The sequence below is a fragment of the Pseudomonas sp. Fl4BN1 genome, assembly GCF_009908285.1.
Classification (GTDB): Bacteria; Pseudomonadota; Gammaproteobacteria; order Pseudomonadales; family Pseudomonadaceae; genus Aquipseudomonas.
This window is the reverse complement of sequence record NZ_JAAARM010000001.1, coordinates 466,135-488,421: the sequence shown is the minus strand read 5'-3', so window position 1 is coordinate 488,421 and position 22,287 is coordinate 466,135. Positions and strand designations below refer to the sequence as shown.

General features: G+C 61.9%; 19 protein-coding genes. 5 read left to right on the top strand and 14 right to left on the bottom strand.

The features are described 5' to 3' along the window. Window positions 1-25: 25 nt before the first annotated feature. Together motB and motA are read right to left on the bottom strand one after the other, a co-directional pair. Entirely contained in the window at window positions 26-1,138 is a 1,113-nt protein-coding gene (gene motB / locus GV818_RS02120) for a flagellar motor protein MotB (protein ID WP_161758967.1), read from the bottom strand. 3 nt (window positions 1,139-1,141) lie between these two features. Next, window positions 1,142-1,993: a flagellar motor stator protein MotA gene (gene motA / locus GV818_RS02115; protein ID WP_161758966.1), complete on the bottom strand. Its 852-nt coding sequence runs from the start codon at window positions 1,991-1,993 to the stop codon at window positions 1,142-1,144. Window positions 1,994-2,159: 166 nt separating this feature from the next. Between motA and GV818_RS02110 the strand changes: the two genes are divergently transcribed. The 3 genes from GV818_RS02110 to asd are packed head-to-tail and all read left to right on the top strand — an operon-like array spanning window position 2,160 to window position 5,436. Beyond that, window positions 2,160-3,698, top strand: a complete 1,539-nt coding sequence (locus GV818_RS02110; RefSeq protein ID WP_161775725.1) for an HDOD domain-containing protein — start codon at window positions 2,160-2,162, stop codon at window positions 3,696-3,698. A 43-nt stretch (window positions 3,699-3,741) separates the two neighbouring features. Continuing rightward, a complete protein-coding gene (locus tag GV818_RS02105) occupies window positions 3,742-4,557 on the top strand; it encodes a rhodanese-like domain-containing protein (RefSeq protein WP_161758964.1) in 816 nt (271 codons plus the stop codon). Window positions 4,558-4,575: 18 nt separating this feature from the next. Next, window positions 4,576-5,436 (top strand): archaetidylserine decarboxylase, encoded by an 861-nt coding sequence (gene asd / locus GV818_RS02100; RefSeq protein WP_161758963.1) that lies wholly within the window; start codon window positions 4,576-4,578, stop codon window positions 5,434-5,436. A gap of 85 nt (window positions 5,437-5,521) precedes the next feature. On the opposite strand, the gene serB is transcribed toward asd, so the two are convergent. Then, window positions 5,522-6,736, bottom strand: coding sequence for a phosphoserine phosphatase SerB (gene serB / locus GV818_RS02095; protein ID WP_161758962.1), 1,215 nt, complete (start codon window positions 6,734-6,736; stop codon window positions 5,522-5,524). Window positions 6,737-6,869: 133 nt separating this feature from the next. Between serB and GV818_RS02090 the strand changes: the two genes are divergently transcribed. Continuing rightward, on the top strand, window positions 6,870-8,411 hold the full coding sequence (locus GV818_RS02090; RefSeq protein WP_161775724.1) for an AhpA/YtjB family protein: 1,542 nt from the start codon (window positions 6,870-6,872) through the stop codon (window positions 8,409-8,411). Between the two features lie 216 nt (window positions 8,412-8,627). Here the strand turns inward: GV818_RS02090 and GV818_RS02085 are convergent, their stop codons facing one another. The 9 genes from GV818_RS02085 to GV818_RS02045 form a co-directional block, all read right to left on the bottom strand. Continuing rightward, entirely contained in the window at window positions 8,628-9,338 is a 711-nt protein-coding gene (locus tag GV818_RS02085) for a PqiC family protein (RefSeq protein ID WP_161758960.1), read from the bottom strand. A 179-nt stretch (window positions 9,339-9,517) separates the two neighbouring features. Next, window positions 9,518-11,776, bottom strand: coding sequence for a DNA topoisomerase IV subunit A (gene parC / locus GV818_RS02080; protein WP_161758959.1), 2,259 nt, complete (start codon window positions 11,774-11,776; stop codon window positions 9,518-9,520). 7 nt (window positions 11,777-11,783) lie between these two features. Next, complete coding sequence (locus GV818_RS02075) at window positions 11,784-12,305, bottom strand: retropepsin-like aspartic protease family protein (RefSeq protein WP_161775723.1); 522 nt, start codon at window positions 12,303-12,305, stop codon at window positions 11,784-11,786. Further along, a complete protein-coding gene (locus GV818_RS02070; RefSeq protein ID WP_161775722.1) occupies window positions 12,302-13,288 on the bottom strand; it encodes an esterase-like activity of phytase family protein in 987 nt (328 codons plus the stop codon). Before GV818_RS02070 ends, GV818_RS02075 begins: the two co-directional genes overlap by 4 nt. Next, on the bottom strand, window positions 13,288-15,192 hold the full coding sequence (parE, locus tag GV818_RS02065; RefSeq protein WP_161758956.1) for a DNA topoisomerase IV subunit B: 1,905 nt from the start codon (window positions 15,190-15,192) through the stop codon (window positions 13,288-13,290). Before parE ends, GV818_RS02070 begins: the two co-directional genes overlap by 1 nt. A 42-nt stretch (window positions 15,193-15,234) precedes the next feature. Continuing rightward, window positions 15,235-15,843: a YqiA/YcfP family alpha/beta fold hydrolase gene (locus tag GV818_RS02060; protein WP_161775721.1), complete on the bottom strand. Its 609-nt coding sequence runs from the start codon at window positions 15,841-15,843 to the stop codon at window positions 15,235-15,237. A 67-nt stretch (window positions 15,844-15,910) separates the two neighbouring features. Then, the gene (gene cpdA, locus GV818_RS02055; protein ID WP_161775720.1) at window positions 15,911-16,726 is read right to left on the bottom strand and encodes a 3',5'-cyclic-AMP phosphodiesterase; all 816 of its coding nucleotides are present in this window, start codon (window positions 16,724-16,726) and stop codon (window positions 15,911-15,913) included. 99 nt (window positions 16,727-16,825) lie between these two features. Continuing rightward, window positions 16,826-17,278, bottom strand: a complete 453-nt coding sequence (locus tag GV818_RS02050) for a DUF1249 domain-containing protein (RefSeq protein ID WP_161758953.1) — start codon at window positions 17,276-17,278, stop codon at window positions 16,826-16,828. After that, window positions 17,269-17,886 carry an NUDIX domain-containing protein gene (locus GV818_RS02045; protein ID WP_161775719.1) on the bottom strand — a complete coding sequence of 206 codons (618 nt, stop codon included), beginning with the start codon at window positions 17,884-17,886 and terminating at the stop codon, window positions 17,269-17,271. Before GV818_RS02045 ends, GV818_RS02050 begins: the two co-directional genes overlap by 10 nt. A gap of 225 nt (window positions 17,887-18,111) precedes the next feature. On the opposite strand from GV818_RS02045, the gene GV818_RS02040 reads away from it, so the two are divergent. Continuing rightward, window positions 18,112-18,858: an RsiV family protein gene (locus tag GV818_RS02040; RefSeq protein WP_161758951.1), complete on the top strand. Its 747-nt coding sequence runs from the start codon at window positions 18,112-18,114 to the stop codon at window positions 18,856-18,858. Here the strand turns inward: GV818_RS02040 and cytX are convergent. Together cytX and thiC are read right to left on the bottom strand one after the other, a co-directional pair. Next, complete coding sequence (gene cytX, locus GV818_RS02035; RefSeq protein ID WP_161775718.1) at window positions 18,827-20,119, bottom strand: putative hydroxymethylpyrimidine transporter CytX; 1,293 nt, start codon at window positions 20,117-20,119, stop codon at window positions 18,827-18,829. The two genes, GV818_RS02040 and cytX, sit on opposite strands and share 32 nt — an antisense overlap. 119 nt (window positions 20,120-20,238) lie before the next feature. Continuing rightward, window positions 20,239-22,128 (bottom strand): phosphomethylpyrimidine synthase ThiC, encoded by a 1,890-nt coding sequence (gene thiC, locus GV818_RS02030; RefSeq protein WP_161775717.1) that lies wholly within the window; start codon window positions 22,126-22,128, stop codon window positions 20,239-20,241. Between the last annotated feature and the right edge of the window lie 159 nt (window positions 22,129-22,287).

Sequence of the window (22,287 nt, the reverse complement as noted above, 5' to 3'; positions counted from 1 at the left end):
GCGATCTTCGCGGCCTTGTCATTTGTCACTTCACCGTTCCCGGTACAGCCGGTGGCGCCGCAGGCTGGGGTGTCGGGGCCGTCGGAGCCGGCCTGGAAGCTGGCGCCTGACCTGCCGCACCCTGCTCATCCATCTTCAGCACGCCATCTTCAAAGATGTTCATCCGCTGGCGCACTTCATGAGCCGGCAGTGACTCGCTGCCCGGCGGCAGGGCATTCGGATCAGTTGCCGCACCCGGCACCGCCCCGGGAGCCCCGCTCCCCTGGGCTGGCGCCGGGGCATTCGGATCGGTCTGCTCACCCTCGATGGCGCGCTGCGCCTTCTTGGTCAGCACCACGATATCGATACGCCGGTTGACCGGGTTGAACGGATCCTTGCGATCGAACAGCGCAGAGGAGGCGAAACCCACTACTCGTGCCACTTGCGGATCAGGATAACCACCAGCCACCAACGCCCGCCGCGCAGCGTTGGCACGGTTGGCAGACAGCTCCCAGTTACCGAAGTCGCCAGTGCCCGAATACGGCTTGGCATCGGTATGACCGCTGATGCTGATCTTGTTCGGCACCGTCTTGATGGTGTCGGCCATGGCCAGCAGGATGTCTTCGAAATACGGCTTCAGACGGGCGCTGCCGGAGTCGAACATCGGCCGGTTCTCGGCGTCCATGATCTGGATGCGCAGACCGTCCGGGGTGATCTCGAAGAGGATCTGATCCTTGAACTTCTGCAGTTGGGGATTCTCTTCGACCTTGTTCTGCAACTCTTGCAGCAGCAACTCGAGACGCTCGCGCTCGACCTGCTCGGCCATGCCCTCCACCTGATCGGCATCCACCGTGACCTTGTCCGGTTGTGGCTGGGACTTGATCTCGGGGTTGAGGGTGGTATCTGGCGCCAGCTCCGGAGAGCCGCCCAGATCAATAATGTAGGGCGTGCCGCTTTCAGAGAAGCCGATCGGATCCTTGAAGTAACCGGCAATGGCGATCTTCTGTTCCGGAGTTGCAGTGGACAGCAACCACAGCACCAGGAAGAACGCCATCATCGCCGTGGCAAAGTCGGCGAAGGCGATTTTCCAGGCGCCCCCGTGATGCCCGCCAGCGAAGCGCTTGACGCGCTTGATGATAATCGGCTGATTATTTTCCATGACTTAGCGACCGCGAACCGCTTGTTCCAGCTCGGCGAAGCTAGGACGGTGCGCCGGGTACAGGACCTTGCGCCCGAACTCCACCGCCAGCGAAGGCGGCATGCCGGAAGCGGAGGCTACGAGCGAAGCCTTGATGGCCTCGTAGACATTCAGCTCTTCCTTAGCGTCATGGGACAACGAAGTGGCAAGCGGGCCGAAGAAACCATAGGCCGCAAGAATACCGAAGAAGGTACCCACCAGTGCCGCACCTACGTGCAAACCGATGGACTTCTGGTCGCCTTCACCCAGGGACGCCATGGTCACCACAATCCCCAGTACCGCCGCGACGATACCGAAGCCGGGCATGGCGTCGGCAATCCCGGTAACCGCATGGGATGGGTGCTCAAGGTCTTCCTTGAGGCTGAACAGCTCCATGTCGAACAGGCCTTCCAACTCGTGGGGAGCCATGTTGCCGGAGGACATGATGCGCAGGTAATCACAGATGAACGCAGTCATGCGCTCGTCCTTCAGAACCGCCGGGTACTTGGCGAAAATCGGGCTGGCTGCGGCGTCTTCGATATCCCCCTCAATCGCCATCATGCCTTCACGGCGGCTCTTGTTGAGGATTTCGTAGATCAGACCCAACACTTCCAAATAGAAAGTGTGAGTGAAGCGCGAACTGAACATTCCCAGGGATTTCTTGATGACGTGCATCGTCATATAACCCGGGTTGGCCTGGAGGAAAGCACCAAAGGCCGCACCGCCGATGATCAACACCTCGAAGGGCTGGATCAGGGCAGCGATTTTGCCGTGAGAGAGCACGTATCCGCCGAGCACGCTCGCGAATACGACGATGATGCCGATAATTTTAGCCATAGGTAGGGGAGTACTTACTGAGTCGGGTTCAAGGTCATATTCGGAAGTTCTTAAAACTCTTCTTCTACTTATCGGCAAAACTGCGCCAGACTATAGCCAGTTAAGGCGAAAAGCCAGTTTGGCCCGTTCTGGGCGCGTTCACAGCAAACGATGATTACGCCCAACCATGCCTAATGAAACCAGCGTCCCACATTCCCCGCCCGCCTCTCTCGACGCCTGGGTAAGACTCCTTAATGGCGTGCGCCTGCCCGTACCGCAAGCCAGCCATGACCGCGTCTGCGCAGCCATTGCCAACAATCGCAGCTCACTGCGCGATATTGCCGACCTGATGCAAAACAGTCCGGCACTGGCCTTGAGCGTGATCCGCGAAGCCAATCGGCACGCCCACGGCAGCATGACTGAACCGGCGGAAAACCTGGAGATCGCAGTCAACCGCCTGGGTCTCAAGCGCACCGAGGAATTGCTCGAACAGCTGCCGACGCTGCCCGAACAGCAGATCCCGCAGGCGCTACGCCAGTTCCAACTGATCAGCCAGCATGCCAGCCAGCAAGCCAACGGCTTCTTTGCCGGACGCCTGGCACGGCTCTGGCAAGACATCCACTGGGGCAGCCTGCTGTTTCTCTCACCCCTGTGGGCCATGGCCCTGGTGTATCCCAAGCTGCTGGAAGAGTGGGAGCTGCGGGTCATCTACAAACACGAATCCGCCCGCGAGGTCGAACTACAGCTGTTCGGTGTGCGCCTGATGGAGATGTGCCAGGCCCTGGTACAAGCCTGGCACTTGCCGATCTGGGTCCAGCAGGGCTATCGCGTGCTGACCCAGGAACAACACCTGCTGGCCAAGGCCATGCTGATCGCTCGGGACAGCGACAATCCGTTGCGCCAACAACAGCGCCTGGACGCCGACCCCGACCTGCGACGCTGGCTCAATCAGCCGGCCAACACCGTATTGCTGGCCAACGGCCTGGCACTGGCCGCGCATCAATCCTGGAACAGTCCTCACGGCCGACGCTGGCAGAATCTCACTAGCCTGTACCTGCAAATTCCCGTTGCCCAGGTCCAGCAACAGCTGCACCAACAAGCGGTACAAAGCGCTCGCAACGACACCCAGCCCGACCTCTGGCACCCGGCCCAGGCCCTGCTCTGGCCCTGGAACACCCGGCGCCTGCACCACGGCGAACTGCCAGCACCGGCCCCCACTGCGGCGGAGCTGGCCAAGTGGCGCAAACTCTGCGGCGAGCTGTTGCAGGACCCCAGCCCCTTTACCAATGCCGTGCACCTCACCGGCTTTGCCCGGGACGCCCTGGTCGCCTGCGGCATGCACCGGGTGATGCTACTGATGGTCGATCGCAGCCTGAATCATCTGCGGGTACAACAGCTCTTCGGCTTGCCCAAGGAAGCTGCCAGCCTGACGTTCCAAGCCAAGCAGAGCACGCTGCTGCAGCGCCTATTGGAAAAGTCCGCCCTGGTGCGCCTGACCCCGGCCAACAAAGCACAATTCTCCGCTCACTTGCCAGGAGCACTGCGCCAACTGTTCCGCGGTGAACACCTGCTGATCCGCTCCCTATCGTGCAACGACCGGGTGCTGATGCTGGCGATCGCCGATCAGGGCGGCGTACCGTTTTCGGAAATCAGCGTCCAGGCGTTCGGCAAGACCGCTCAGTGCATCGAAAAGGCCTTGCACAGCTTTACCAACCGCAGCCAATGACGCTTGCGCTACAATCTCTCCCTTTGCGCCCTGGGGACCTGACATGTCTGACTTCTCTGGCTTGCCGCTGGTCATCGAACCGAGCGACTTGCTCGCCCGCCTCGACGCTCGCGAACTGATCCTGGTCGACCTGACCAGCGCTGCCCGCTACGCCACCGGGCATATTCCCGGGGCACGCTTCGTCGACCCCAAGCGCACCCAGCTCGGCCAGGCTCCAGCCCCTGGGCTGCTACCGTCACAGTCCACCCTCGAAACGCTGTTTGGCGAACTCGGACACACCCCGGACGCCGTCTATGTGGTCTATGACGACGAGGGCGGTGGCTGGGCCGGGCGCTTCATCTGGCTGTTGGACGTGATCGGCCACAGCCGCTACCACTATCTGGATGGCGGCCTTACAGCCTGGTTGGGCGAAGGCCTGCCGGTTTCCACCGAAGTTCCGGCCTCGGCAGGCAACCCGGTGTCGCTGACCCTGCATGACGAGCCCATCGCCACCCGGGAATACCTGCAAAGCCGCCTCGGCGCTGCCGACCTGGCGATCTGGGACGCCCGCGGTCCGTTGGAGTATTCCGGCGAGAAGGTCCTGGCCGCCAAAGGCGGACACATCCCCGGCGCGGTGAACTTCGAGTGGACCGCCGGCATGGACCAGGCACGCCACCTGCGCATCCGCCTCGACATGCCGCAGATCCTCAAGGACCTGGGCATCAGCAAAGACAAAGAAGTGATCACCCACTGCCAGACCCACCACCGCTCTGGCTTCACCTACCTGGTGGCCAAGGCGCTCGGTTATCCACGGGTCAAGGGCTACGCCGGTTCCTGGGGCGAATGGGGCAATCATCCCGATACGCCCGTAGAGATTTAAGGTTTTTAAGGACAGTCAATGAAAAAGCGTTTGTTCATCCTCAGCCAGTACCTGCTGCCTCACCACCTGCTGTCGCGCCTGGCCGGCTGCATTGCCGAGTGCCGCGTGCGCTGGTTCAAGAATGCCTTCACCAGTTGGTTCGCCAAGCAGTATCAGGTGGACATGTCCGAGGCCCAAGTGGAGGACGTGACCGCTTACGAGCACTTCAACGCCTTCTTCACCCGCGCCCTGAAAGACGGTGTCCGGCCGCTGGACCCGACTCCGGGCGCAGTGCTCAGCCCAGCCGACGGTGCAGTCAGCCAACTGGGCCCGATCGAACACGGCCGAGTGTTCCAGGCCAAGGGCCACAGCTACAGCGTGCTGGAACTGCTGGGCGGCGACCCGGCCCTGGCCGCGCCATTCATGGGCGGTGACTTCGCCACCATCTACCTGTCGCCCAAGGACTACCACCGGGTGCACATGCCTCTGGCCGGTACCCTGCGGGAAATGGTCTACGTGCCTGGGAGGATCTTCTCGGTGAACCAGACCACCGCCGAGAACGTTCCCGAACTGTTCGCCCGCAACGAGCGCGTAGTGTGCATTTTCGACACCGAACGCGGGCCGATGGCACTGGTGCTGGTGGGTGCAATGATCGTCGCGTCGATTGAAACCGTCTGGGCCGGCCTGGTAACGCCGCCCAAGCGCGAACTCAAGACCGTGCGTTACGACGAAGCCGCCCGAGCGCCAATCCACCTGGAAAAAGGTGCCGAGATGGGCCGCTTCAAACTGGGCTCCACCGCCATCGTGCTGTTTGGCCCGGACCAGGTGAAATGGGCCGAAGACCTGACCGCTGGCTCACCCGTGCAGATGGGGCAAGGCATGGGCCTGCCTAAAGCCTGATGCTCCAACGCTAAATGAAAAACGCCGCTGATCAGCGGCGTTTTTCATGGGCTGAGGGTTTCACCCCTCGCGCGATGGCAGGAACTCAGAGCTGTCCGTCACGATCACGGAAACCCAGCAGGTACAGCACGCCATCCAGGCCCAGGGTGGAGATCGCCTGCTTGGCCGATTGCTTGACCAGTGGCTTGGCGCGGAAGGCCACGCCCAAGCCGGCAATGCCCAGCATCGGCAGATCATTGGCGCCGTCGCCGACCGCGATAGTCTGCTCCAGTCGCAAGCCTTCCTTGTGGGCCAGTTCACGCAGCAGATCGGCCTTGCGCTGAGCGTCGACAATCGGCTCCACGGCCACGCCGGTGACCTTGCCGTCCACCACTTCCAACTCGTTGGCGAACACATAGTCGATGCCCAGCTTGGCCTGCAGCTGCTTGGCGAAGTAAGTGAAGCCACCGGAGAGGATCGCGGTCTTGTAGCCCAGGCGCTTGAGCTCGGCGAACAGGGTTTCCGCACCTTCGGTCAAGCGCAGGGAGGCGCCGATGGCATCCAGAACGCTCACGTCCAGGCCCTTGAGCAGCGCCAGGCGCTCCTTGAAGCTGGCACGGAAATCCAGCTCGCCGGCCATTGCCCGCTCGGTGATTTCCGCCACCCGAGCGCCAACCCCGGCGGCCTTGGCCAGCTCGTCGATGACTTCAGCCTCGATCAATGTCGAATCCATGTCGAACACCGCCAGGCGCCGGTTACGGCGGAACAGCGAGTCCTCCTGGAAGGCGATATCGACGTTTAGCTCCTGAGCCACACTGAGGAACTCAGCGCGCAAGGCCTGTGGGTCGGCGGCTTCGCCACGCACCGAAAACTCGATGCAGCCCTTGCCCTGGTCCGCCGGCATGTCCAGAGGCATACGCCCGGACAGGCGATCGATATGGTCGATGTTCAGGCCATATTGGGCAGTAATCGAACTTACTCGCTGCAGTTGCTCAGCGGTGACCTTGCGGGTCAGCAAAGTAACGATATGGCGCTTCTTGCCTTGGCCGTCCACCCATTGCTGGTAGTCCTCTTCGGACACCGGCGTGAAGCGGACCTGCTGGTCGAGCTTGTAGGCGGTGAACAGAATATCCTTGAGCACCGACGAGCTCTGCTCGTTGCTCGGAATTTCAACCAGGATGCCGAACGACAGGGTGTCGTGGATCACCGCCTGACCAATGTCGAGAATGTTCACACCACCCTGGGCCAGAACACCGGTAATGGCCGCAGTCAGACCGGGACGATCTTCGCCGGTGATGTTTATCAGGACAATTTCGCGCAAGGCGCACCCCCGAGGTGGAAAAAAAGCTCATTCTACCCACTTTCGGTGACCATCGGGCACAGCCAGCGCTTTGCCGGCCTAGGGCCTATCGCTATACTGCGCGTCAACTTCACGGACAAAAGAGCCGAGCTCAGTGAACCGGCCCACGCCAGTTAAAACCGATAACTTCTTCCTGCTGATCTTCCGTGCACTGCGTCATCGCCGTGTGCCGATTGCATTGCGCATTGCCAGCCATAACGTGATCCTGGTCGCCCTGGCCCTGGTGATCTATGCCGGCGTGATGGGCCTGCAGTTCAAGCAAGCCATGCATGAACAGGCCGACGCCCTGGGTCAGAGCCTGACCACCCAGACCGCCACTTCGGCCACCGAGCTGCTGGTGTCCAATGACATCCTCAGCCTCAATGTCCTGCTCAACAACCTGACCAAGAACCCGCTGGTAGCCCACGCGGCAATCTATAGCGTCGACAACCGCATCCTCGCCGAAGCCGGCCAACGCCCAAAGAGCAGCCTGCTGGGTGAAACCGAGGGTGTGTACCAAACCAAGATCACCTTCCAGGACGTGACTGCCGGCAACCTGCGGATCAGCCTGGACATGGCGCAATTCCAGCAGCCGATGACCATCAGCCTGCAGAGCATGGGGATTCTCAGCGCCATCCTGCTGGCCCTGGCATTGGCCCTGAGCCTGCGCCTGGGACGCCACATCTCCACCCCACTGCTGCAACTGCGAGTCTGGCTGCGGGACCTGGATGAACACACTCCGGCCACTCAGCGCCAGGACGAAATCGGCGACCTGGCGCGCCAACTACACGCGCGCCTGGTGCCGGAAAAGCCGGAGCCGGAACCTCAGCCAGAAGACGAAGAAGAGGATTACCAGGACACCGAGGCAGACGAACCGGCGTTCGAAGTGCGCAACCTGCGCGATCCGAGCTTTGATGAAAGCGCCCCGGTGGCCGGCCTCAAGCCTGCGCCACGGCACCAGGTCAGCGCTGAGGAAGACCAGCTGGACGAGGAAGACCCGTTCGCCGACCTGCGCGATCACTCGTCGGCACCAGCGCCCAAGCCACAACCGCAATCACAACCTCAAGCCCCGAAACAGCCTCAGCACAGTGCGGTGCTCGCGGTGCAACTGGGCGCTCAGGAACAACTGCGGCGCCTGCCACGCGCGCGCCTGATGGAATTGCTGGAACGCTATCGCGATTGCCTCGATCAGGCGGCCTCGCTGTACCAGAGCGAGCTGCACACCCTGAACGACGGCAGCACGCTGATGCTGTTCCACAGCGAAGACAGCGGCGACGACTACCTGACCAATGCCATCTGCTGCGGCGAGCTGCTGCGCGCCCTGGGCCATGCCCTGCAGATCGAAGTGGCCGACAGCGGCATCACCCTGCAACTGCAGCTGGGCCTGACCCTGGGCGATGAATTGTTCGGCCTGAGCCAGATCGACCTGCTGCTGACCGAGACCGCCCAGGATGCCCTGGCACTGTCCCAACACAGCCGCAACCTGCTGCTGGTAGAGCGCAAGATCAACGATGATGCACTGATTCGTCAGCGAGCACGTATCCGCCCTATCGCCAGCCCGGAAGGTGCCTGCTGTGTCGAACGATTGATGGAGCCTTATCCGTCGATGCTGGAACGGCAACTGGCGCGCATGCACGAGACACGGGCCAAGCTGTAAGGCTGAAACCGTGCAAGAAAACGCCCGCCCAGTGCGGGCTTTTTTGTGCCTGGCTGGCGGGCGGCGTGGCGCCCTTCGCTGGCAAGCCAGCTCCTACAACAGCCCCGGCGGACTGCGTAGGAGCCGGCTTGCCGGCGAAGGCAATCGACCAGACACGCCCACTGCAGAAACGACAAGGCCCGCCAATGGGCGGGCCTTGTCTTGCAGCCAATCACCTCAGAACCTGAATACTTCCATATCCGTGCGGATCGGCGTGGCCATCGGAATCTTCGGCTGCTTCTCCTGCTCTGCCGGCTTGGCCGCTGGTGCCGGCGCGGCCTTGCGAGGCACCTCCGCCACCGCCGGCTGATTGGCCAGGGGCTTGAGAGCGACCGACAGCTGCTCGGCCAGGCGCTGCAACAACACGCCTTGAGCCTGGACCTGGGAAGCCGTGGTACCCGCGTGCTGCTCCTGCAGGTGGACGATGCGGTTGTCCCGCACCTGGCCACGACGATCGATCAAGCGCCATTGCGCATCCAGCACCGCAGGTTGCGACTTGCCGGAATCCAGACGAGTGATCGACAGCAGCACTTGTACATCCGGGGTGAAACCGCTGGTAGCCGGTGCCAGCACGACCCGTTGGCTGTCCAGTTGGCCCGCCACCTGGCGCAGCAACAGTTGGTCGATATCCGAAGACAAGCTGCCCGCCCAACGACCATCAGTGGAAGCCTGCAGGCTGCCATCGTTCTGGCGCTGCAGGAGGGTTTCACGTTGCAGGTAATCCGCGATCAGCACCGGGCCGAGCAATACCGACATGCCGGCGCTGGCCGGCTGAGCTGGACTTCCGCTGTCCAACTGATACAGCGACACCGGTTGGTGTACGCTGCAACCCGCCAGGCCAAGAACGCCGGCGAGCAAGAAAACAAGAGGAAGGCGCAGAGCAGTCATCATCCCATCCAGGTGGCGGCCATAAGGCTAGCCACAGTGTAAATACTCAAAAAAACATGAATAACGCACGGCTACGCCTGCGTTTGAAAGCGCATATCATCCGTGAATATGCGCCATGACTCCAGTGTTCTAGCGTCGATCTGGCGCTTAAATCGCAGATCGAGCGCTCTAGCCCAGCCTTAACTGAGAGTTTCTACCAACAACGCATCCACTCGTTGGAAACCGCGGGGCAATTTGTTGCCACGACGCCCGCGCTCGCCCTTGTAGTGCTCAAGGTCATCGGCCTTCAGGGACAAGGTGCGCTTGCCAGCTTGCAGGACCAAGGTCGCGCCATCCGGCAACACGGCGATGTCGGTCACGTACTCCTCGCGGCTGGCCACTCGCTCACCGGGGATACCGATGATCTTGTTGCCCTTGCCCTTGCCCAGTTGCGGCAGGTCGCTGATCTTGAACACCAGCAGTCGACCTTCGGTAGTCACCGAGGCCAGCCAGTTTTGCTCGCGATCGGCCACCGGTCGCGGTGCCAGTACCTTGGCGTTGTTCGGCAGGCTCAACAGCGCCTTGCCCGCCTTGTTCTTGGCTTGCAGATCCTCACCCTTGACCACGAAGCCGTAGCCGGCGTCGGAGGCAATCACATACAAGGCATCGTCATCCGGCAGTAGCACGCACTCGAAGGTCGCGCCCGGCGGCGGTGTCAGACGGCCAGTCAAAGGCTCACCCTGACCACGGGCCGATGGCAGTGTGTGGGCCGCCACCGAGTAGCTGCGACCAGTGGAGTCGATGAACACCGCAAACTGGTTGGAGCGTCCGGCAGCAGCGGTCTTGTAACCGTCGCCGGCCTTGTAGGACAGGCCAGTGGCGTCAATATCGTGCCCCTTGGCACAACGGACCCAGCCTTTTTCCGACAGGACGATGGTGACCGGCTCGGTAGGCATCAGCTCGTTTTCCGACAGTGCCTTGGCTTCGGCCCGGGCAACGATCGGCGAACGGCGGTCGTCGCCATAGGTTTCGGCGTCTTGCAGCAATTCCGTACGCACCAGCTTTTTCAGCTTGGCTTCGCTGCTGAGCAGGGCTTGCAGCTTGGCCTGCTCCTTGAGCAATTCATCCTGCTCGGCGCGCAGCTTCATTTCTTCCAGGCGTGCCAATTGCCGCAAGCGAGTATCGAGGATGTAGTCAGCCTGAATCTCACTGAGGGCAAAGCGCTCGATCAGCTTGGCCCGCGGATGCTCCTCGGTACGGATGATGTGGATCACTTCATCCAGGTTGAGGTAGGCAATCAGCAAACCGTCCAACAGGTGCAGGCGACGCTCGACCTTGTCCAGGCGGAACTGCAGGCGACGGCGCACAGTGGTCACCCGGAATTCCAGCCATTCCACCAGCAGCGCCCGCAGGTTCTTCAGTTGCGGCTTGCCGTCCAGGCCGATGATGTTGACGTTGACCCGGTAGGTCGACTCCAACTCGGTGGTAGCGAACAGATGCTGCATCAGCTCCTCGGGGTCGACCCGGTTGGAGCGCGGGATGATCACCATGCGGCACGGGTTCTCGTGGTCCGACTCGTCTCGCAGGTCGGCTACCATCGGCAGCTTCTTGGCCTGCATCTGCGCGGCAATCTGCTCCAGCACCTTGGCCCCGGAGACCTGATGCGGCAGCGCGGTGACGATGATGTCGCCATCCTCGATGCGGTACACGGCACGCATGCGCACCGAACCACGACCGGTTTCATAGATCTTCAGCAGATCGGCGCGAGGGGTGATGATTTCCGCTTCGGTGGGATAATCCGGGCCCTGGATATGTTCACAGAGCTGCTCCACCGTGGCCTTGGGCTCGTCCAGCAGACGCACACAGGCCGAGGCCACTTCCCTCAGGTTGTGCGGCGGCACGTCGGTGGCCATGCCCACGGCAATGCCGGTGGTGCCATTGAGCAGGATGTTCGGCAACCGGGCCGGCAATACTTGCGGCTCCTGGAGCGTACCGTCGAAGTTCGGCCCCCAGTCCGCAGTGCCCTGGCCCAGCTCGCTGAGCAGTACTTCGGAATAGCGCGACAAGCGTGCTTCGGTGTAGCGCATGGCGGCGAAGGACTTGGGATCGTCCGGCGCGCCCCAGTTGCCCTGGCCGTCCACCAGCGTGTAGCGATAGCTGAATGGCTGGGCCATCAGCACCATGGCTTCGTAGCAGGCCGAGTCGCCGTGCGGGTGGAACTTGCCGAGCACGTCACCCACGGTACGCGCGGATTTCTTGTGCTTGGAATCGGCATCCAGCCCCAACTCACTCATGGCGTAGACGATACGCCGCTGTACCGGTTTCAAGCCGTCGCCGATGTGCGGCAGAGCACGGTCCATGATCACGTACATGGAGTAGTTGAGGTAGGCATTTTCGGTGAAGTCGGCCAGTGATCGGCGTTCTACGCCATCCAGGCTGAGATCAAGGGAATCGCTCATGCGGGCCTCATTGGTTCGTAGTCTGGCGCAGCAGCATGGTGCCGCCGCGCTGAGTAAATTCAAGTTTCTTCAAAGCGCTCATGCCCAGCAAAACCTGGTCACCGTCGAGCCCCGGAGCTACCAGGGCCCTGACGTCCTGGAGGACGATGTCGCCCAGCTGTAGCCGCTCGATGCGGGTCCGATAACCCTCGCTGCGCCCATTGGCGGTGCTCCGGGTGACCGGCGCCCCACGCTCCAGGCCAAGGCGCTCGGCCAACCCGGAGGGAATCGAGACATCGGTGGCTCCGGTATCGAGCATGAATTGCACCGGTAGCCCATTGATATGGCCACTGGCGACGAAATGCCCTTGGCCATTACCGGCCAGTTTTACTTCGATGTAACCCTCATGTTGTTGCGAACTGACGACGGTATTGGGGTTCTCCTGACGCGCCTCCCAGCCGGCAAAGAATTGCGTGGCCAGAAACAGTGCCGCGGCCCAGGCCATGATCAACATCACGCGCCCGGCACTCTTGCCTGGTTGCTGGCTCATGGCTTGGCACTCCAGCCGCCTTCAGGGGCCGCAAAGCGCCAGACAATCGGACGGGCCTCGCCATCGGCGCGGGCCCAATGATTGTTGTTGTCCAGGCCGACCCAAGCGCCCTTGGCATCCACCACCAGCGCCTCCGCCAAACCAAAAGACTGTGCATAGCGCCGATGCTCCACCAGAGCTTCGGCGGCAAACGACCAGCACTGCTCGACCTTGGCAGTCTGCGCATCCCGGCGGCAGATCTGGTAGGCATTACGCTCAAGGGTGAACAGCTTGCCGTCGAACAGCGACAAGTCAGCGAAATCACGAGATACCGCCTTGGCATGGAGCACCTGCGCCGGCTGCATTTCCATACCGGCTTCGCTGAGCAGCACGCAGGCGCCGTCACAGTCCCAGAGGGTCTGCCCACGCTTGATCATCAGCATGCCGCGCCGCTGACGCTCCGCCGCCAACCAGATCCGATCCCCGGCGGGGCTCACCGCCAGGCCCTCGAACAAGGCATTGAAATGCAACAGCATGCCACTGGCACGGGCTTCGCGAAGCATGGCTGGGGAAATCTTCAACCAGGCCGGCGCACCTTGCATCGGAACCTGCAACACCGTGGCGTGGGTTTCGCTGACCACGTACTTGTTGCCGGCGGCATCACAGGAGATGCCTTCGAAATCCAACTTGCCGCCACGCACGAAGGACGCTGCCCAGGCGCTTGATTTCAATCCCCAGGGCAGACCCGTATCCGGCACGGGCGGCACCTCTATCTTGACCGTCTCGGCCTGCCAGACGGTATCGCGGGTATCGAGCCGATAGATCTGATCGTCGTCGCGGTCGGAGACCGTCCACAATGCCTGGCCACAGAGCGCCAGCCCGGACAGATTGCCACCACGCATGCCTTCCACAGGATGCTCGGACAGCAAGGTCAGTTCGGGCGCCGGCGCGGCCACCACCGAGGTTGCCAATAGCGCCAGGGCCAGGGCAAAACCCCTGTGCATCAGCCCAGCACCTCGGCCAGGTTGCCCTTGGACTCCAGCCAGGCCTTGCGATCACCGGCGCGCTTTTTCGCCAGCAGCATGTCCATGATTTCCGAGGTGGCCTCGACGTCATCCAGGGTCAACTGCACCAGACGCCGGGTGTTCGGGTCCATGGTGGTCTCACGCAGTTGCGGCGGGTTCATTTCACCCAGCCCCTTGAATCGGGTGACCTGCGGCTTGCCACGTTTCTTCTCGGCCACCAGGCGGTCGAGGATGCCGTCGCGTTCGGCGTCATCCAGGGCGTAGTAGATGTCCTTGCCCAGGTCGATGCGGTACAGCGGCGGCATGGCCACGTAGACGTGGCCGGCATTCACCAGCGGACGGAAATGCTGGACGAACAGAGCACACAGCAAGGTGGCGATGTGCAGGCCGTCGGAGTCGGCGTCGGCGAGAATGCAGATCTTGCCGTAGCGCAGTTGGCTCATGTCCTCGGCGCCCGGATCGACGCCAATGGCCACTGCAATATTGTGCACTTCCTGGCTGGCCAGGACTTCGCTGCCGTCCACTTCCCAGGTGTTGAGGATCTTGCCGCGCAACGGCAGGATCGCCTGGAATTCCTTGTCCCGCGCCTGCTTGGCCGAACCACCGGCGGAGTCACCCTCCACCAGGAACAGCTCGGAACGCATCGGGTCCTGGCCGGCGCAGTCCGCCAGCTTGCCCGGCAGTGCCGGCCCCTGGGTAATGCGCTTGCGTTCGACCTTCTTGCTGGCCTTCAAACGACGACCGGCGTTGCTGATGGCCAGTTCCGCCAGTTGCATGCCCAGCTCGGGGTTGGCGTTGAGCCACAGGCTGAAGGCGTCCTTGACCACACCGGAAACGAACGCCGCCGCCTCGCGGGACGACAAGCGTTCCTTGGTCTGGCCGGAGAACTGCGCGTCCTGCATCTTCATCGACAGGACAAAGGCAATCCGCTCCCAGACGTCTTCCGGCGCCAGCTTGAGGCCACGGGGCAGCAGGTTGCGGAACTCGCAGAACTCGCGCATGGCATCCAGCAAGCCCTGGCGCAGACCGTTGACGTGAGTGCCGCCCTGGGCTGTAGGGATCAGGTTGACGTAGCTTTCCTGGACACTGTCGCCGCCTTCGGGCAGCCACAGCAGGGCCCAGTCCACCGCTTCCTTGTTACCTGCCAGGCTGCCGCAGAACGGCTCGTCCGGCAGGCGTTCGAATTCGCTGACCGCGTCCACCAGGTAGGAACGCAGGCCATCTTCATAATGCCACTCGACCTTCTCGCCGCTGGACTTGTCTTCGAAGCTGACCAGCAGTCCCGGACACAGTACGGCCTTGGCCTTGAGCACGTGCTTGAGGCGGCTGACGGAGAACTTCGGTGAATCGAAGTATTTCGGATCCGGCGCGAAGTACACGCTGGTACCGGTGTTGCGCTTGCCTACGGTGCCGACCACTTCCAGCTCGGTGGCCTTGTAGCCGTCGGCGAAGGTCATCTGGTATTCGTTGCCGTCGCGCTTGACCCGTACCCGGACCTGGTTCGACAGAGCGTTGACCACGGAAATACCCACCCCGTGCAGACCGCCGGAGAACTGGTAGTTCTTGTTGGAAAACTTGCCGCCCGCATGGAGTTTGGTGAGGATCAGCTCGATCCCCGACACGCCCTCTTCCGGGTGGATGTCCACGGGCATGCCGCGGCCATCGTCGGAGACCTCCAGGGAATGGTCGGCGTGCAGGATGACCTGTATCGACTTCGCATGGCCGGCCAGGGCTTCGTCGACACTGTTGTCGATGACTTCCTGGGCCAGGTGGTTGGGCCGCGTAGTGTCGGTATACATGCCCGGGCGTTTGCGCACCGGGTCGAGTCCCGAGAGGACTTCGATGGCGTCTGCGTTATAAGAGCTAGCGCTGGGAGTGGCCATGGGTTCTCGTCGTTAGTCGTTCAATGAATATGGGGCGACGGTTCACAATGCAGTGAAGTCGATCGCCTGGTACTGATCGGCAGTGATGCCGGCAAAATTCAACATCGCCGGCAACTGTCCGGCAAAACCTTGGAAACTATGATCGCCGCCGGCCTGGATACGCAAGGCGCAGGCACGGTAATACAGTTGAGCGCTGCGATAATCCAGCGTCTCGTCCCCGGTCTGCAACCAGACCTGATAACGCTGTGGGTCCTGGGGCGGCGCGACTTCCAGCTCAGCCAGGGCTGCCACATGGTCGTGGGTCAGCTCCCAGGTTTCATCGGTGTACAGGTTCTTCTGCGTGCCCAGATAACCGTCGAACATCCGGTGCGGGCTGACAGCAGGGTTGATCAGCAGGGCTTTCAGGCCAAAGCGCTCGGCAAGGTGAGTCGCATAGTAGCCGCCGAGCGAGCTGCCGACCAGCAATGGTCGACCGAGTTCGGCGATCGCCTGTGCCAACTGGCCAATGGCCTGGCGCGGATGGTGATGCAAGGCCGGCACGCGCAGTTGCTCGCCCAGGCCTAGCTGCTCCATGACGCTGCGCATCTGGCTGGCCTTGGTCGAGGCGGGAGCACTGTTGAAGCCGTGGATATAGAGGATCGAACCGGACATGCAAGCTCCCTGTGCACCGAGGCAAAAGCCGCAGTTTACAGGGATGGCGCCGGGTAACGAAGCCGCTTCAGTAGCCGTTGCTGCCGTAGTCGATGGTGAATTCGTAGCCTTCGACCCGTTGCACGCCGGTTTCCAACCGTCCATCGGGCTGCAAGCGCAGCCAGCGGTAGCCTGGCGCCTGCTCCTCGACCTTGAAATCGTCGCTGCGGGGCTCGAACTGGATGCAGGTGGAGGGTGAGGCCAACAGTCGCACGTCACCCCGCAGGCGATCGATTTCTTGATGCACGTGGCCCCAGAGCAGCGCGCGAACCTGTGGAAAACCGTCGATCACGGCAAACAGCGCCTGAGCGTTGCGCAGGCCAATGGGCTCCATCCAGGCGCAGTCGATGGACACTGGATGGTGGTGCAGGCAGATCAGATGATGGCGTTCCGGGGCCTCGCTCAGGGAGCGAGTCAGCAATTGCAGTTGATCATCTTGCAGATAGCCCGGCACCGAGCCGGGCACCGCCGAGTCCAGCATGGTGATACGCCAGTTGCCGATATCCACCACCGGCTCCAGCAAGTCGCTGCCTCGCGTCGCCTGCTGCATGACCTGCGGCTCATCATGGTTGCCAGGTAGCCAGCGCCCCGGCGCACGGATCTGTCGGGTCAATTGGCGAAAGCGCTGGTAGGACTCCAGGGTGCCGTCCTGGGACAGATCACCGGTGGCCAACATCAGGTCGATCTGCGGCTGCTGCGCCAATACCAGGTCGATGACTCGCTGCAGGCTATCGGCGGTGTTCATGCCCAGCAGCGTAGCGTCCGTCTCGGCAAACAGATGGCTATCAGACAGCTGTACCAGCAACACGGAGTCGTCAGTGGACAGAGCGGATACGCTTGGCACGGCGTTCTCCCGGAGCGAAATCACAAGGCATGAAGAAGGCGACAATTATGCTGGGGGAAACGAGAAAGAGGAAACCACCGAAGTGGACCCAGTTCACATCTAGCGTACAGCTTCGAACTCATGCCCACAGGCCAGGCAGTGACTGAGCCACTCCCCGAGGAACACATTCAACTGGGCCTTTTCATCCGGCTGGTGCATGAAGGCGTTAGGGTAAGGGTAGATGCCGCGAAAACGCCGGGCATGCTCGGCGCTGATGACTTCCGCCATGCGTGCATCGTGATAGACCTGCACTTCCAGTTGCGGCACCGGCAGCCAGGGCAGGCTGTGCTCTTGGCGTACTTGCAAGGTGGTGGTGTAGGGACAGGCCAGCACCACTTCGAGGGCCAGTACGCCGAGCATCTGGTCACCCTGGGTCAGCGCAATGCGCCGGGCTACAGGCTGGTTGCGCATGTCGGGCAACAGGCGCATCAGCCGGGCATAGTTGGCCTCGCAGGAAGCTTGTAGCCCTGCGAGATCCACTCGATAGCGGTCGCGTAGCTTGTTTACGACCATAACCCCCTCACTTCAGCGCGATTGAGCGCCAGCCACTGCAAGGCAATGATGCTTGCCGCATTGCAAATCCGCCCGTCACGCATAGCCTGCAAGGCGTCCTCATAAGCCATCACCGAAACTCGAATGTCCTCCGCCTCTTCTTCCAGGCCGTGCAACCCGCCAGCGGCGCTGCTGTCGCAACGGCCCAGGTACAGATGGACGAATTCGGTGCTGCCCCCGGGCGACGGAAAATACTGGGTCATCGGCCACAACGCCAAGATGTCCAGGCCAGCTTCCTCCTGCGCTTCACGCCGAGCAACTTCTTCCGGCTGTTCATCCTTGTCGATCAGCCCGGCCACCAGCTCCACCAGCCAGGGCGTGGCGGTCTTGCCCATGGCGCCAACGCGAAACTGTTCGATCAGCACCACTTCATCATGCTGCGGATCGTAGGGCAGTACGCAGACCGCATCGTGACGGACAAAGACTTCACGATTGATTTCACGCCCCATGCCACCGGCGAACAGTTCGTGGCGCAGCTGCAAGCGGTCGAGCCGGTAGAAACCCTGGTAACAGTTTTCGCGACGGATGATCTCGACGGCATTCGGCGTGGAGTTGGCAAAGTCAGTCATAACAATCCTCGTGTACAACGTATTCGACCCGAGGATCCCCCCTCGACTTCGCGCCATCCTAACGCGCTGATGGCTGATGATGCAGCCCCTTTGCCCTCAGCGGGATAGACGGCGAGGGGCGAAACCTACTCTAATTGCCTCTATTGAGCTTAGTGGCGAACCGACTGCCTCGCAGGCAGTCGAAGCCGGTAACTTTTGCCTCCCCCTGGTTTATGAAGGACGCCCATGTCGCTTGTCAAAATCGCCTCCGTGGCCTGTATCGCCCTGACCCTGGGCGCCTGCCAAAGCCTGTTTCAATCCAGCTACAAGACCCCGCTGGAAACCAAGCGGGAGAAGTCGGAGCAACTCAAGCCCGGCTGCAGCGGCGCCGACTGCCCGCTGGTCAACCTCGACACCGTGCACTTTCCCAGCGAGCCGCAACTGGATGCCATCGTCGAAAAACGCCTGCTGCAGATGACCCGTACAAGCCCCGATGCGCCACTGCCAGCCAGCCTCGAGGCCTACCGTGAACAATTCCTGCGCAATGCCGCGGATCGCCACGGCATGTACCTGCAATCCAAAGTACGCGAACAGCATGACGGCTTGGTGATCATCGAGTTGGCCAGCTACCTGGATACCGGCGCCGCCAACGGCACGCCTGGACGCGGCTTCATCAACTACTCGCGCCAGCAGCACCAGGCACTGAACCTGGCAGATATGCTGCTGCCGGGCCAGGAGGAAGCCTTCTGGAAAGCCGCGCGGGTGGCTCACAACAACTGGCTGATCAGCACCCACCTGGATCGCGAAGCCGAATTCGTGAAAACCTGGCCCTTCCAGAAAACCTCGAATGTGGCGCTGACCCAGAACGCGGTGACCCTCAAGTACGATGTCACCGCTATCGCGCCTTCGGTCCTGGGCCACATCGAGTTGCAGATCCCCTATGACCGTCTCAAGGGCGTGCTCAAGCCTGAGCTGTTTCCCGGCGGTAACTGAAACCCCGGCCCATCAGCCACTGCAATAGCCCTGCCAGTACCAGTGACGGCAGGGTTGCACCGACATCCGGGTACAGATTGGCCAGCAGGTGATAGGTGCTCACTCCACCGAGCCAGGCCAGCAGCGCTGTCCAGCGCATTGCAGAAGCGAGGTTTTGCCCAGAGCGCCGACGCAGGATGAAGTGATCCACCAGCACCACGCCAAACAGCGGCGCAAACACCGAGCCGATCAACAACAGGAAGTTCTGGTACTGGGCCAGCGGTGCCAAACAGGCGATCAGGGTGCAGAGCACGCCAATGGCCAAGGCCAGGTGCTCAACCTTGAGCCGCAGCAGAACACCGCTGGAGACCGCCGCCGAATGAATGTCGGCAAAGGCGTTTTCCGACTCGTCCAACAGGATCAGCAGCAGCGGAATCCCCAGCCCCGCGCCCGCCAGCGCCAATAGCAGAGCATTGACTTCACCGCTGGGAGCGAACGCCAGGGCATAGGCGACGCCCAGGCTCATCAGCCAGAAGTTGCCGATGAAGAAACCCAGCGCGGTCCCGCCGAACACACTCTTGGCACGCTTGCCGAAACGCGAGTAGTCGGCGATCAGCGGCAACCAGGACAGAGGCATGGCAATGGCAATATCGAAGCCCACCGCAAACGGCATCGAGCCATCCCCGGCCTGAGCCCAGAGCGCCGCCAAATCAGCCCGGGCAAAGAGGTTCCAGGTCAGCCACAGGCACGCCGCAAGCAACAGCCAGATGCCCCACTTGCGCAGGATCTGACGGACAAAGGTCAGAGGCCCGCTGACCGCCAGCAAGGTAGCCAACGCGCCGAAAATCAGGGTCCAGAGCAACGGACTGGCCCACAGGCTGCCCTCGCTGAAGGCCCGAGCGCCCAGCAAGCTGGCGGCATCGCGCATGACAATGATTTCAAACGAGCCCCAGCCCACCAGTTGCAGCAGGTTCAGCAGCGCCGGCAGGCTGGCGCCACGATGGCCCAGGCTGAGCTTGAGCGCGGCCATGGACGACAAGCCGGTGTCGCTGCCGATCACCCCCACCGCCGCTAGCAGCAAGACGCCGACTGCCGTGCCAAGAAAAATCGCCAGCAACGAATAGGACAACCCCAGACCTGGCGCCAGCAGCGCACCGGTCTGCAGCACCATCAGGCCGATGCCAAGGGAGAACCACAGGGAAAACAGATCGCGAGCACCGAAAACACGCTTGTCGGCCGGTACCGCGAGGTTGGGAGAGTAGGTGCTGGTTGGACTGCTCAAGGCTGATATCTCGAAGGAATAGATCTGTAGGGGCCGGCTTGCCGGCGAAAGCGCCACCTCGTTGAGAACGCGGCGCCTGGTTCGCGGGCAAGCCCGCTCCTACAAGGAGAGGAGCGGGGTCAGACTTTCTTGTACAGCTGGCTACCTTCCTGCTTGAAGCGTTCAGCCTGCTCCGCCAATCCCTTGGCGACGTCCGCGTCGACGGCTTCGATACGCTGGTTGGCCGCGTACTCACGCACTTCCTGGGTGATCTTCATCGAGCAGAACTTCGGCCCGCACATGGAGCAGAAATGCGCGACCTTGGCCGAGTCCTTCGGCAGGGTTTCGTCGTGGTATGAACGCGCGGTGTCCGGGTCCAGGCCCAGGTTGAACTGGTCTTCCCAGCGGAACTCGAAGCGCGCCTTGGACAGGGCGTTGTCGCGGATCTGCGCGCCCGGGTGACCTTTGGCCAGGTCTGCGGCGTGGGCGGCAATTTTGTAGGTGATGATCCCGGTCTTCACGTCATCCTTGTTCGGCAGCCCCAGGTGTTCCTTGGGCGTGACGTAGCAGAGCATGGCGCAACCGAACCAGCCGATCATCGCCGCACCGATGCCGGAGGTGATGTGGTCGTAGCCGGGAGCGATGTCGGTGGTCAACGGACCAAGGGTGTAGAACGGCGCCTCGTCGCAGCACTCCAGCTGCTTGTCCATGTTCTCCTTGATCAACTGCATGGGCACGTGTCCCGGGCCTTCGATCATGCATTGCACATCGTGCTTCCAGGCGATTTTGGTCAGCTCGCCAAGGGTTTCCAGCTCGCCGAACTGGGCTTCGTCGTTGGCGTCGGCAATCGACCCAGGGCGCAGGCCATCTCCCAAGGAGAAGCTGACGTCGTAGGCCTTCATGATTTCGCAGATTTCGTCGAAGTGGGTGTAGAGGAAGTTCTCTTTGTGGTGCGCCAGGCACCACTTGGCCATGATCGAACCGCCACGGGAGACAATGCCGGTGACGCGCTTGGCGGTCAGCGGCACATAGCGCAGCAATACCCCGGCGTGAATGGTGAAGTAGTCCACGCCCTGCTCGGCCTGCTCGATCAGGGTGTCGCGGAACAGTTCCCAAGTCAGGTCCTCCGCTGCCCCGTTGACCTTCTCCAGCGCCTGGTAGATCGGCACGGTACCGATCGGCACCGGCGAGTTGCGGATGATCCACTCGCGGGTTTCATGGATGTGCTTGCCGGTGGACAGGTCCATCACCGTGTCCGAACCCCAGCGGATGCCCCAGGTCAGCTTCGCCACCTCTTCTTCGATGGACGAACCCAGGGCGCTGTTGCCGATGTTGCCGTTGATCTTCACCAGGAAGTTGCGGCCGATGATCATCGGTTCCAGTTCAACGTGGTTGATGTTGGCCGGAATGATCGCGCGGCCACGGGCGATTTCCTCGCGCACGAACTCGGCGGTTATTTCCTTGGGGATGCTGGCACCGAAACTGTGGCCAGGGTGTTGCTGCTTCAGCAGGCCGGCGGCGCGAGCCTCCTGCAGCTTCATGTTTTCGCGGATGGCAACGTATTCCATCTCGGCAGTAATGATGCCCTGGCGCGCGTAGTGCATCTGGCTGACGTTGACCCCGGCCTTGGCCCGACGCGGGTTGTTGACGTGGGCAAAGCGCAGCTTGGTCAGCTCCGGGTCCGCCAGGCGCTGCTGGCCAAAGTTGGAACTTAGGCCCATCAGGCGTTCGGTGTCGCCACGATCATCGATCCAGGCGGAACGCACGTCGCCCAGGCCCTTGCGCACATCGATCACCACGTTCGGGTCGGTGTAGGGGCCAGAGGTGTCATACACGGTCACCGGTGCATTGATCTCACCGCCGAAATCGGTGGGGGTCACGTCCAGGGTGATTTCCCGCATGGGCACGCGGATATCCGGGCGCGAACCCTGGACATAGATTTTTTGCGAGCGGGTAAAGGGCTGAACCGATTGTTGGTCGACTTGGGCCGACTCACTGAGGTTGCTAGCGTTTTTTAATTTTGTAGTCATCACGGGCTCTCCAGACAGCATCCAGGCGGTGGAATTTTGTCGGAGTGAACCTGTAACGGACGGACGCACCCTGTCTAAGCAACTAGTGAGTGCAGTGCTTGGTACGCGAGGGGTGTTCGATTGTCGAACAACATCCCGGACGAAGCACAAGAGGACTCG

What these genes read in the sequence shown, in the direction of transcription:
- GV818_RS02045 (WP_161775719.1), bottom strand. Translation starts at nt 17,886, where the DNA reads ATGACTGACTTTGCCAACTCCACGCCGAATGCCGTCGAGATCATCCGT.
- GV818_RS02060 (WP_161775721.1), bottom strand. Translation starts at nt 15,843, where the DNA reads ATGTCCGGTTCGATCCTCTATATCCACGGCTTCAACAGTGCTCCCGCC.
- thiC (WP_161775717.1), bottom strand. Translation starts at nt 22,128, where the DNA reads ATGACTACAAAATTAAAAAACGCTAGCAACCTCAGTGAGTCGGCCCAA.
- motB (WP_161758967.1), bottom strand. Translation starts at nt 1,138, where the DNA reads ATGGAAAATAATCAGCCGATTATCATCAAGCGCGTCAAGCGCTTCGCT.
- GV818_RS02105 (WP_161758964.1), top strand. Translation starts at nt 3,742, where the DNA reads ATGTCTGACTTCTCTGGCTTGCCGCTGGTCATCGAACCGAGCGACTTG.
- GV818_RS02110 (WP_161775725.1), top strand. Translation starts at nt 2,160, where the DNA reads ATGCCTAATGAAACCAGCGTCCCACATTCCCCGCCCGCCTCTCTCGAC.
- GV818_RS02070 (WP_161775722.1), bottom strand. Translation starts at nt 13,288, where the DNA reads ATGCACAGGGGTTTTGCCCTGGCCCTGGCGCTATTGGCAACCTCGGTG.
- parC (WP_161758959.1), bottom strand. Translation starts at nt 11,776, where the DNA reads ATGAGCGATTCCCTTGATCTCAGCCTGGATGGCGTAGAACGCCGATCA.
- GV818_RS02085 (WP_161758960.1), bottom strand. Translation starts at nt 9,338, where the DNA reads ATGACTGCTCTGCGCCTTCCTCTTGTTTTCTTGCTCGCCGGCGTTCTT.
- motA (WP_161758966.1), bottom strand. Translation starts at nt 1,993, where the DNA reads ATGGCTAAAATTATCGGCATCATCGTCGTATTCGCGAGCGTGCTCGGC.
- asd (WP_161758963.1), top strand. Translation starts at nt 4,576, where the DNA reads ATGAAAAAGCGTTTGTTCATCCTCAGCCAGTACCTGCTGCCTCACCAC.
- parE (WP_161758956.1), bottom strand. Translation starts at nt 15,192, where the DNA reads ATGGCCACTCCCAGCGCTAGCTCTTATAACGCAGACGCCATCGAAGTC.
- GV818_RS02075 (WP_161775723.1), bottom strand. Translation starts at nt 12,305, where the DNA reads ATGAGCCAGCAACCAGGCAAGAGTGCCGGGCGCGTGATGTTGATCATG.
- GV818_RS02040 (WP_161758951.1), top strand. Translation starts at nt 18,112, where the DNA reads ATGTCGCTTGTCAAAATCGCCTCCGTGGCCTGTATCGCCCTGACCCTG.
- GV818_RS02050 (WP_161758953.1), bottom strand. Translation starts at nt 17,278, where the DNA reads ATGGTCGTAAACAAGCTACGCGACCGCTATCGAGTGGATCTCGCAGGG.